The organism is Moraxella tetraodonis, from assembly GCF_022359095.1.
GTDB classification, from domain to species: domain Bacteria; phylum Pseudomonadota; class Gammaproteobacteria; order Pseudomonadales; family Moraxellaceae; genus Faucicola; species Faucicola tetraodonis.
In genome coordinates this window covers 1,620,949-1,632,423 of sequence record NZ_JACSYB010000001.1, presented here as the reverse complement: position 1 = coordinate 1,632,423, position 11,475 = coordinate 1,620,949, and the positions used below count along the sequence as shown (strand labels likewise).

Below are 11,475 nucleotides of genomic sequence, written 5' to 3'. Positions count from 1 at the left end.
CATAGCCGATCAGTCATGATGCTGTGGTGTATCAGGGTTAAACTATCCATTGGTCATTTGGTTATTTGTCGAATTTGCCAAGGTAAAAAAATCGTAAATAGGGTTTCACCTGGCTGAGAGGTCACACTGATTTGCCCTTGATGGCGCTGAATAATGTCATGAGCAAGTGCCAGTCCCAACCCCGTACCATTGGCGCGTCCTGTGACCAAAGGATAAAAAATTTGCGGTAACAACTCACTATCAATGCCCAAGCCATTATCAATAAAATCGACGCGCAAGACGCTTTTATGTCGTATATCGCCAATGGTTTGTTGGTGCTGAATACGGGTTTTTACCGTGATGCTAGGCGATACAATGTCGTTTTCATTGAGCGCTTGTATCGCATTATTGACGATATTCATAAATACTTGTACAAGCTGGTCTTTATCAGCGGTGATTTCTGGCAACGATAAATCAAAGTCTCTGACTAGACTAATATTGGGGTTTTGTATTTCTGCCAATGTTAGTACATGCTGCAGGGGCTCATGTACGTTGATTACTTGCCAGTTGGGCAAATTTGGCGCACCCAGCAATTGGGTCACCAAGTTATTGAGTCGTCTGGTCTCATCCATGATGATACTGAGATAATTGGCGACCTTTTGCGCCTTGGTGTCGTTAATATAGCGGACAATCCCATCAGATTTCATGATTTGATTAAAATTCTTCTCAAGCAGTTGGCTTGCCCCAAGGATGCCGGCTAAAGGGTTTTTGACCTCATGTGCCATACTGCGAATCATTTGACGGGTTATCAAATGTTGGTGATTTTGATATTGTTCTTGTTGAATACGACTTTCGCGATCTTTTGCCCAAATTTCGATCAAATAGAAAAAACCCGCCTCGGTTTCTAATGGGGAAACCCCATAATCGACCAATAATGGTGCACCAATCCCTTGGGTGCTTAGCCCCAAAATGGTGCAATCATGATGGATAAAGGCTTGGTACATTTTTTTGGTATGTTCAAATTGGTTTTGTAGCGCCAATTTGGCCTGTGCTTTGGTTTTTTTATGGGTTATCGGGTCATCATCCGTGGATGATTGCTCTGGTGCTTGCGTTAGTAATTTTTCATAGTTTGCGGGGGTTAAAATATCGATAACATTTTTATGAAGTAAATGGGGCTGACTGACTGACAAAATCTGCTCAGCCGTCGCATTGATATAGACGCACTCATAGTTGCTGTCAGCGACAATTAACCCCGATAGTAGGTTATTGAACATGTCCTCAAACAGATTCTGGTTGGATTCAAGACTATGTAAAAAAGTAGGATGGGTCATTGGATAACTACCACAAATTTGAGCAATGGTTAAAGTGCAATTTAAATGCCAACAACTTATTGGAAAATATTTGGATCATTGTCACAACAGATAAATAATAGAATGATGGGCAGCAAATCAGTCATTGAATATAAAAAAATCACTCATTTATAGCAACGTGCTAATCGTAGTATGATATATTTTGAACCAAAATAGTGCAAAAGTTAAAACGTAATTGCTAAAAAAAGAAGTATAAAAAAGGGATATAAAAAAAGGGCATAAAATATATGCCCTTTGATGTACTGTAGATATAAAAATTAAAACCATTGGTAGGTTAGTGAGATGAAGGAATTAATGCCTTTTTGTCGATAGCCATAAACTGTCTCATAATCTTTATCTGTGAGATTGTTAAGTCGGCTGCTAATGGTTAGGTTGGGACTGACATAATAATTCCCAGTCAGGTTCAACAAGGTGTAGCTGTCTAGAGTTTGTGAATTGTTGGCATCACGATAACGCTCTCCGACGTGTTGTAGCTCCGTTCGAATGTCATATTTTGGCTGTTGATAGCCTAGGTAAACAATACCTTTGTTTTTGGGTTGATAAATTAATTCTTTGCCCGTTTTTTTATCTTCAGTATCTAGATAATCATAACCTAGACCAAATAAAGTATTATTTAACTGCCAGTCACTGGTTAACGAAATACCGTTAATATCCGCTTTATCTATATTTTGCATTTGACCTGCATAAGTAAGTGGGTCGGTGGTTACCCAAGCTAATTTATCGGTAAATTTAGATTGATAGGCTGTTACGCGTGTGTGTTGATGATGATTGCTGTTTTCAATAAAGATTTCTGCATTTTTGCTGGTTTCAGGTTTTAAGTTGGGATTTTCTGAGCCTGGCCAATACAAATCGTTGAATGTGGGGGCACGAAAATTGGTTGCGTATGATGCACCAATGCGAGTGTTGGGGCTAAGACGATACGCACCGCCCACATTGTAGGTGGTTTTGCTATCAAATTGTGAGTTATCATCGTGACGCACATTTAATTGCACATCATATTTATCTTGAGCGAGCTGATATCCCAAAAACTCACTGTTGATAGTGCGGTGAGTCACGTCATAATCATTAGAGCTATCAACTTCTTGTTTTAAATTCTCATAACCACCGATAAGCTTACCGAGTGGCAACTGATAGCCAAGCTGTATGGTTACTTGTTTCTGAGTCGTATTGATTACATCGTCTAGGCGACCTGTTTGCCAATCTGCACCATCATACGTGGTAGATTTATCATAACTTTGACCATATTTAATATTGGCAGACAGTTTATCTTGTTGATAATCGGCAAAAGCTGAGACAGCCGCGTTTGTTTGGTCAGCATATGCGTTTGGCACTTCTGAACCATTATCAATATCTGTAGTGGATTTTGCAAATAATCCTGTTGCTCCAATTTCAACATTGTCATTGACTTTATGTTTGGCGACCAAACTTGCGTTTTTGGACTCAAAAACGTCTTTGTCAGCATGATGTATGCCGAACTGAGCGTAGGGTTTCGTCGCGTCAATGCCATTGGTCTTTTCATAACCCGTAGAAAGGCTTAAAGTCGTTGCAGAATTAACCAGTTGTCCTGTAATTTGCCCTTTATAGCTGTCCTCTGAACCTGCACCCAAGGTCAAGGCTATATTTGATTGTTGAGCATTTTGACCTTTGGTAAAGACTTGAATAACGCCGCCCATCGCATCTGAGCCATAAAGACTTGAGCCAGAAGCACCATAAACTATTTCTATTCTATCGATTTGGTCGACTGGTAACAGCGATAATGCTGCTCCACCTGCGGTTGCAGAGCTGTAACGAATCCCATCGATTAATACTAAGACTTGACTATTGGAGTAACCACGCAATCTGACACCACTGCTCGCACCATCCCCACCATTTTGAGTAACATATATACCACCTTGTCCACGAAGTACATCAATCACGCTTTGACCGCGATAACGTTGTAATTGTTCTTCATCAATCACGGTGGTTTGGGCGATGGTATTCTTGACAAGCGTCGGCGTTTTGGTTGCCGTGGTAGTAAAGGTAAGGCTCGGCAAAGTCGTTTCAGCTTCGCCATTAGCAGCTTCGCTAGTCGCTGCATGAGCGCTAACACCAGTCATGGACATGCCAATAATCACCAAAACGCTTTGCGTTATTGGATGAATATTAAAAAATGGCTTTTTGATAAAACGCGGTGATGTTTGACAGGTATAACGCATAACTTGACCCAAAAAAATAGTTTAAAGACACATTGTAGAAAAATATCGTTACATAAGCTATTACTTTTGCTTGGTCATTGCTCATCAAAGCCTGAGGATTTTTCAATAAAAAACCCCTTTAGCAACTAAAGGGGTTTTGATAAAAGCCTTCGTAGCAACAATTAGCTGGCTTGTTGCTGTAATTTTTTAGCTTTTTGGTAGCATTCATTGATGTGATTTTCAGCAATTTTTTTAAACATCAAGTACCCAATCGTCCCTGCCACTAATTGACCGCCAAATGGTACAAATTTGGTGACTTGCTTGGCGATAATACGACTACCAAAACCTTGGAAAGTTTTTTTAGCAATACTGCGCGTCACCACTAGCCCTGCAAAATCCACTGCTTTATCTTTTAATTGGTTGATTTGTGCGCCGTTGTTCAAATCTACCGCTGCTTGAGCAGGTTCAATTAAACCAAATTTAGCAGAAATTTCAGGTAGCAATTTTGATAACAGCGTGGCATCCACCGCAACGTCTAGCAGCGGCACTGGGACAACCGCGGCTGCTGCCGATATTTTGGCTTTACTTTTAATCATCGCCTCGCATTCGCGTTTGATTTTTTCTAAATCAAGTTTTGGGTCGATGGTTTTGGTCGAATTTTCTGCTGACATAATTTTTCCTTCTAAAAAATTTCAATTATCAATAGTAAAGGTAGTATTGCAAAACACTTGCAACAAGAGGTGATTATTCATTAATGGTCGGTGATACTGTTTCATTAATGGTAAGTGATGACTCTTTGGTTTGATTATAACTGAGTGTAAAGGTATGAATAAGCATCTTTTTGCAAAAAAATGCTAATGGTTTGTAGTGGCATTATTACGATATGCAAAACGCACGAATTACTATGAAAGCTGATGGGATGTTTTTCACCGTTTTGCTGTTGTAATTTTGCCTATTCACTCTCATTATGCTAGTTTGTTCTCTATACTTTATTTGACAACCATGATAAATTTATGTTGACTGTGACTCCCCGTTTTAGTGCCACCCATATTGACGATATTCCCCGTGATTTACAGCCGTTGGCGCAGACATCGATGACATTAGCACGCGTTTTGGCTGGGCGAGGCGTGCAAGATGTGGCAAATTTAGACACCGCCTTTAATAAGATGTTACCTGCAAATTCGCTGACTGGCATTACCAAGGCAGTGGCGCTACTTGACAAGGCGATTGATACGCAGCAAAAAATACTGATTGTGGGTGATTTTGACTGTGATGGCGCGACCAGCACTGCACTGATGGTAAGAGTGTTGCGTGAAATGGGTGCGCAGGTTGAGTTTTTGGTGCCTGATCGTTTTAAGTACGGTTATGGACTGACGCCAGAAATTGTTGCGCTAGGTATTGAAACCTATCATCCTGATGTGATTGTCACGGTTGATAATGGTATCTCTAGTCATGCGGGGATCGAGCTTGCCAAAGCCAAAGGGCTAACGGTGATTATTACCGATCATCACCTGACGACGCAGGCGACACCAAACGCCGATGCCGTGGTCAATCCCAATCAGCTGGGCTGTGATTTTGCTAGTAAATCATTGGTAGGGGTTGGGGTGGCATTTTATGTGCTAGGCAATCTTGCCAAGGTCAGGCGCCAAGCTAATAAATCCACCACCCAAGTGAGTCGCTATATTGATTTGGTAGCACTCGGTACGGTGGCGGATGTGGGCGTATTAGACCAAAATAATCGCATCTTGGTGCACCAAGGTATCCAAGCCATCAAGCAAGGTCGTTGCTGTGTGGGTATTTTGGCATTATTGGAACAGGCGAGTCGGCAGGCAGCCGACATCACGGCTCAAGATTTTGGTTTTATTTTAGGACCCCGCATCAACGCCGCAGGTCGTATGGATAGTATGCGGATTGGCATTGACTGCTTACTCACCGATGATTGGGGGGAAGCACAGCGGCTTGCGCATCAGCTCGATAAACTCAATCAAGAGCGCCGCCAAGTCGAGCAGGGCATGCGACAACAAGCCGATAGTGTGTTGAGGACGCTTGAGAATCCATCTGAGCAAAGCGCCGTAAATCAAGTAACGCACCGCAAACGCAGTATTATTTTGTATCAAGATGAGTGGCACCAAGGGGTGATTGGCATCGTCGCAGGCAGGCTAAAAGAAAGCTACCATGTGCCTGCTATCGTGTTTGCCCCTGCGGATACGTCATTGATTGAAGATGATGATTCTATCAAAGGCTCCGCACGCTCCATTGAAGGCATTCATATCCGTGATGCCATTGAATCAGTCGCGCAAACCTATCCCGAACTTATTAGCCACTTCGGCGGGCATGCGATGGCGGCAGGTCTGACAATCAAACGAAAAAACTTTGAGCCGTTTTGTAAAGCGTTTGATGAGGTAATTGCAGCGGTGGCTGATGAGGTATTTGCAGAGACGTTATATAGCGATGGCGAGTTGACAGCTGGTGAATTCACGGTCGATTTTGTAGATAGCTTGCAGACGTTGGCTATTTGGGGACATGGTTTTGTGCCACCGATATTTGATGGGGTGTTTGTGGTGCAAGATTATCGGGTGTTAAAAGAGCGGCATTTAAAATTATGGTTATCGTATCCCGATGTCCCTTTTACTATCGAAGCGATTTGGTTTAATGCTGACTTTGACGCGATAGCTTTGTCTGCCATTAATCGCAGTGTGTCAAAAGTGCATTTACTCTATGAGCTTGAGAAAAATTTATTTAATGGACAAACCAAATTGCAGTTAAGGGTAAAAAAGGGTGTGCTACTCTAGACAAGCGTTTTTACTCATTCATACACAATCTGATAACCATAACACCCAATAAAGATGATAAACGACATAAAATGACATGTTAATATAATTTATTACCTATAATGCGCTAAATTTTGCTAAATTATGCAGGTATCAAGGTGTTAATTTTTAGCGTTAATTTTTTTAAATTTTAGTAAGACTTTGGCGCTTAGCTGGCTATGATTTAACCGTTTGTCTTTTAACTAGATATCTTTTAACTGGCTGTTTTTTAATTATCTATCTTTTACCTGCGTATGGAGAATTGCCATGAGTAAATCCCTTGCCAACAATGCAACCGCAACGACGGCTCGGCAATGGCAAATCCTCTCACAGCTGGATCGCAAGCGTTGGCTTGGTACAACCCATATCAAAGAACAGCTTGATTTGATGGGTTTTGATATCAGTTTGCGAACCATTCAGCGAGATTTAAACGCTTTGGCAACGCGTTTTCCGATTGAAAAAAATAACACCAATCCACAAGGTTGGCGCTGGCGTGAAGATGCACCGATGCAAAGCTTGCCACATATGAATTTGTCGCAAGCGGTGGCGTTTAGCATGATGCGCCATAATTTGACCCAGCTATTACCCCCCGCTATTTTAGATGAATTGATTCCGTGGTTTGACCTAGCGAATCGGCAACTAAAAGAAAGCAAAGTGGCAAATACTTGGCTTGATAGAGTGCGTATCCTGTCAGCCAATCAGCCGCTCATCCCGCCATCGGTCAATCCGGCTGCCAAAGACGCCATCTATGATGCATTGTTTCAAAATAAAAAACTCATCGCCTGTTATAAAGCGCGTGGGCGAGAGGAAGCGCAAAAATACACCTTAAATCCGCTAGCCATTGTGCAGCGTGGTGTGGTGATTTACTTGATTGCCTCACGAAATGACAGAGCGTCTGACGATGTGCGCCAATTTGCTTTGCACCGTTTTGAAAGTGCAGAAGTGAGCGCAAGCGATGCGCAAACCCCGAAAGATTTTAATTTAGACAATTACATCAATACAGGCGCGATGGGGTTTAATTACCCGTTGTTCCAAAAACTCATGCCTGAGAGCGAAAAAAACAACCACGAGCCCCCCATACAGCAAGTGCAGTTACTGTTTCATCCGTTATCGGGGGCAAGTTTGCTTGAAAGCCCATTATCAACTGATCAGCAAAGCTGGGAAGACGACGAAGGATTGCATATCACAGCCACAGTGAACATGACCTCCCAACTGGTATGGTGGCTACGCGGTTTTGGTAAAGGACTGCGAAAAATCGAGCCTGAGATTTTATCAATCGCCGTCTTTGAAACCCAAACGCCTAATCGACAAACGCCCGACCAACAACCCACCGCTCAAAAAATAAGTGAATAACTAACAAACGCCCAAGTAAACTAACTACTTTGTCCGATTTTTCGAGAAACTTATGAAACATACTGATAATAACACCCTTGAGGCCACTGCCACCGACACCAGTTCACAGCAGCCTAGCAAGCCAAAAACCACGATTTTATACAGTGATTTGACGGACGATTCACCTATTACCGCTGCCAAATCGCCTGATAATCTGACACCCAGCACTACCACAGAGACGTACCAGATTATTTCGGCGCAGTTTGCTGACCCAATGCCAGCACCATCGGTTGAAGTGAAAGCGCCTGCCAACTCATCCAATTTGACCGATAAAAACACCAATGACGCGGTAGTGACAAGCACCTCACCGCTGCACCATTCGCTACACAAAGTGCCAAAAATCAACCCCATGACTGATGACAAGATTTTGCAAAAAAGTCATCAGCTAGCAATCACCCAAGACGATCAGCTTGAAGATGATAAAACGGCGACAGGGACAGCCATCGAACATATGGATGTGGTACTCAAGCAGTGGTATTTTACCGTGCAATGGCAGCACACACAGATGCCAAAATCAGGGCTTTACAATAAATTTAAAAAACGCACGCAAGCCATCGACCTAGACTTATCCTGCTTACTTTGTAACCGATATGGCGAGGTAATCGAAACCGTTTGGTTCAAAAATGTCCGTGATAAAGCGCAATCAGTGCGTCATCAAGGTGATGAATTATTGGGCAAAAAACCATTAGGCGCTATCGATGACCGCAAAGAAGACCCGTACAACAATCAAAGCACAAAACTCAATGATGCCAACTTAAACCAAGAAAGTATGGTGCTTTTTTTAAGTAAGCTTCCGCCGCAAGTATTTCATGTGGTGATGATTGTGTCATCTTATCACGGCTATGCGCTTAGCAAAGCGAAACAAGCGTCTTGTCAGCTCAGTGATGATGAAGGTAATGTGATTAGTGAGTTGGCTTTTACCAAACTGCCAAGTAATACGAAGGCCTTATGGTTTGCCAGCCTGACCCGTTCTGCCGATAGCTGGCGCTACAACAACGAGCATCAACCTTTAGATAATAACAAGATGGCGCTAATTGAAAAAGAAGTGAGTGAAAAATTGGTACGTACGGCCAGATGACTTGGATGTAAGCTTACTCTTTAATTCTCCTGAGTAAAATCACCAAGTATTTTGAGAGCCAAAAATTTATACATTTGACGACGTTGCCATGGCGTCTGTCAGTGATTGGATATATTCGCCACCGTGATACTGTGGTACACTATGAGCAACAAAAGGGATTGTCTTAATCGATAGGGATACATCGCATCTGCATTATTTTTCTCCTAAATATAGGTATTCCTAGATACATTATTGACTCATTATGCGGTAACCGTATACTTTGCGTTTAAAATGGTCAATCACATTTTATCCCCTAATTAGTAATACTTACTGTGAAATTTCTCACGCTGCTAGATGCATCATCTAGTGTCTCAATTAACATTCATATAAAAGAGGTTCTCTATGGCTAGTGGAAAGTCAAATATTATCTATACCTTAACTGACGAAGCACCGCTACTGGCGACATATTCACTACTTCCTATCATTGAAACATTTACCAAGCCTGCTGGCGTTGAAATCACCAAAACCGATATTTCCGTTGCCGCGCGTGTATTGGCAGAGTTCTCCGACTATCTGACCCCAGAACAACAAGTGACCGACAATCTTGCTGAGCTTGGTCGGTTGACCCAAGACCCAGACACCAACATCATCAAATTGCCTAATATCAGTGCCTCAGTGGCTCAGCTGCAAGAATGTATTGAAGAGTTACAAGCCAAAGGCTACAACATTCCTAATTACCCAGAAAACCCAACCACAGACGAAGAAAAAGCCATCAAAGCCCGTTATGGTAAATGTTTAGGTTCTGCGGTAAATCCCGTATTACGTGAAGGTAACTCCGATCGCCGTGCACCCGCTGCCGTAAAAAACTATGCCAAAAAACACCCGCATTCAATGGGTGAATGGAAACAATGGTCAAAAACCCACGTCTCTCACATGGAAGAAGGGGACTTTTACCATGGCGAAAAATCAATGACCCTTGATAAAGCGCGTAAAGTCAAAATGGAACTCATCACCAACAGTGGCAAAGCTTTGGTGCTAAAACCTGAAGTTGCCCTACAAGACGGTGAAGTGATTGACTCGATGTTTATGAGCAAAAAAGCCTTAATCGAGTTTTATGAAAAAGAGCTAGAAGATTGCCGCGAAGGTAAAATCCTGTTCTCTCTACACGTCAAAGCCACGATGATGAAGGTATCACATCCTATCGTATTTGGTCACTGCGTAAGAGTATATTACAAAGATGCATTCGAAAAATGGAACAAAACCTTTGACGAACTAGGTATTAATGTTAACAACGGTATGGCAGGACTATACGAAAAAATCGAAACCCTACCGACCACTATCCGTGAAGAAATCGTCCGTGACCTGCATGCCTGTCAAGAACATCGCCCCGCGTTGGCAATGGTGGACTCAGCGAAGGGAATCGATAACTTCTATTCGCCAAATGATGTCATTGTAGATGCCTCAATGCCAGCGATGATTCGTAACGGTGGTAAAATGTGGGCAGCGGATGGCAAGCCTTACGACTGTAAAGCGGTGATGCCAGAATCGACCTTTGCCCGTATTTACCAAGAAGTCATCAACTTCTGTAAATGGCATGGCAACTTTGACCCAGCGACCATGGGTACCGTACCAAACGTAGGTTTAATGGCACAAAAAGCGGAAGAATACGGTTCTCACGATAAAACTTTTGAAATCCCAGAGGCAGGCGTTGCCAATATCACTGACATTGAGACAGGCGAAGTACTGATGTCGCAAAATGTTGAAGAAGGCGATATTTGGCGTATGTGTCAAGTCAAAGATGCGCCAATTCGTGACTGGGTAAAACTGGCAGTGACGCGTGCACGTAATTCAGGCATGCCAGCTATCTTCTGGCTTGACCCATACCGCCCACATGAAAATGAGCTTATCAAGAAAGTTAAAAAATACTTACAAGAGCATGATACCGCAGGTCTAGATATCCAAATTATGTCTCAAGTTCGTGCGATGCGTTACACCCTTGAGCGTGTGGCGCGTGGTTTGGACACCATCTCAGTCACAGGTAACATCTTGCGTGACTACCTAACTGACTTGTTCCCAATTTTAGAATTAGGCACGTCAGCCAAAATGCTATCAATTGTCCCATTGATGGAAGGCGGTGGTCTTTATGAGACAGGGGCAGGCGGTTCAGCCCCAAAACATGTCGAGCAGTTGGTTGAAGAAAACCACTTGCGCTGGGATTCACTCGGCGAGATGCTGGCGCTTGCGGTATCTTTAGAAGACTTGGGCATTAAAGAAAACAACCCACGGATAAAATTACTGGCAAAAACCCTAGACTTGGCAACGGGTAAACTGTTGGATAACGACAAATCACCGTCACGCCGTACCGGTGAGCTCGACAACCGTGGCAGCCATTATTATCTAGCCAAATATTGGGCAGAAGAATTGGCGAACCAAGACCAAGATAGCGAGCTTAAAACCAAGTTTGCGCCACTTGCTCAAGCGTTGTCAGAAAATGAAGACAAAATCGTTGCTGAATTAAATGATGTTCAAGGTCAAGGTGCAGATATTGGCGGTTACTATAAACCAGACCAACAAAAACTAAGCCAGGTGATGCGCCCAAGTGCGACATTTAACCAAGCATTGGCTTCGTTTGATGCCTAATTCAATAGTATAAAAAAAGCCGAAGCTGGATGCTTCGGCTTTTTTAGTGCCTG

At 42.8% G+C, this 11,475-nt stretch carries 7 protein-coding genes; 4 read left to right on the top strand and 3 right to left on the bottom strand.

Annotated elements, in window-relative coordinates:
* Positions 1-53 precede the first annotated feature (53 nt).
* The 3 genes from H9W84_RS07165 to H9W84_RS07155 form a co-directional block, all read right to left on the bottom strand.
* Positions 54-1,310 carry a two-component system sensor histidine kinase NtrB gene (locus tag H9W84_RS07165; protein WP_239742721.1) on the bottom strand — a complete coding sequence of 419 codons (1,257 nt, stop codon included), beginning with the start codon at positions 1,308-1,310 and terminating at the stop codon, positions 54-56.
* Positions 1,311-1,606: 296 nt separating this feature from the next.
* Positions 1,607-3,445 (bottom strand): TonB-dependent receptor domain-containing protein, encoded by a 1,839-nt coding sequence (locus H9W84_RS07160; RefSeq protein WP_239742718.1) that lies wholly within the window; start codon positions 3,443-3,445, stop codon positions 1,607-1,609.
* 260 nt (positions 3,446-3,705) lie between these two features.
* A complete protein-coding gene (locus H9W84_RS07155; RefSeq protein WP_239742716.1) occupies positions 3,706-4,194 on the bottom strand; it encodes a hypothetical protein in 489 nt (162 codons plus the stop codon).
* A gap of 342 nt (positions 4,195-4,536) precedes the next feature.
* On the opposite strand from H9W84_RS07155, the gene recJ reads away from it, so the two are divergent.
* The 4 genes from recJ to H9W84_RS07135 all read left to right on the top strand — a co-directional run bounded on the left by recJ (position 4,537) and on the right by H9W84_RS07135 (position 11,422).
* The gene (gene recJ, locus H9W84_RS07150; RefSeq protein WP_239742713.1) at positions 4,537-6,315 is read left to right on the top strand and encodes a single-stranded-DNA-specific exonuclease RecJ; all 1,779 of its coding nucleotides are present in this window, start codon (positions 4,537-4,539) and stop codon (positions 6,313-6,315) included.
* Positions 6,316-6,600: 285 nt separating this feature from the next.
* A complete protein-coding gene (locus H9W84_RS07145) occupies positions 6,601-7,686 on the top strand; it encodes a helix-turn-helix transcriptional regulator (protein WP_239742711.1) in 1,086 nt (361 codons plus the stop codon).
* Between the two features lie 52 nt (positions 7,687-7,738).
* On the top strand, positions 7,739-8,803 hold the full coding sequence (locus tag H9W84_RS07140) for a TerD family protein (protein WP_239742709.1): 1,065 nt from the start codon (positions 7,739-7,741) through the stop codon (positions 8,801-8,803).
* Between the two features lie 381 nt (positions 8,804-9,184).
* The gene (locus tag H9W84_RS07135; RefSeq protein ID WP_239742706.1) at positions 9,185-11,422 is read left to right on the top strand and encodes an NADP-dependent isocitrate dehydrogenase; all 2,238 of its coding nucleotides are present in this window, start codon (positions 9,185-9,187) and stop codon (positions 11,420-11,422) included.
* Positions 11,423-11,475: the final 53 nt, after the last annotated feature.

Excerpts from the sequence above, each read along its gene's own strand:
- H9W84_RS07165 (WP_239742721.1), bottom strand. The coding sequence starts at position 1,310 with ATGACCCATCCTACTTTTTTACATAGTCTTGAATCCAACCAGAATCTG.
- H9W84_RS07160 (WP_239742718.1), bottom strand. The coding sequence starts at position 3,445 with ATGACTGGTGTTAGCGCTCATGCAGCGACTAGCGAAGCTGCTAATGGC.
- H9W84_RS07155 (WP_239742716.1), bottom strand. The coding sequence starts at position 4,194 with ATGTCAGCAGAAAATTCGACCAAAACCATCGACCCAAAACTTGATTTA.
- recJ (WP_239742713.1), top strand. The coding sequence starts at position 4,537 with ATGTTGACTGTGACTCCCCGTTTTAGTGCCACCCATATTGACGATATT.
- H9W84_RS07145 (WP_239742711.1), top strand. The coding sequence starts at position 6,601 with ATGAGTAAATCCCTTGCCAACAATGCAACCGCAACGACGGCTCGGCAA.
- H9W84_RS07140 (WP_239742709.1), top strand. The coding sequence starts at position 7,739 with ATGAAACATACTGATAATAACACCCTTGAGGCCACTGCCACCGACACC.
- H9W84_RS07135 (WP_239742706.1), top strand. The coding sequence starts at position 9,185 with ATGGCTAGTGGAAAGTCAAATATTATCTATACCTTAACTGACGAAGCA.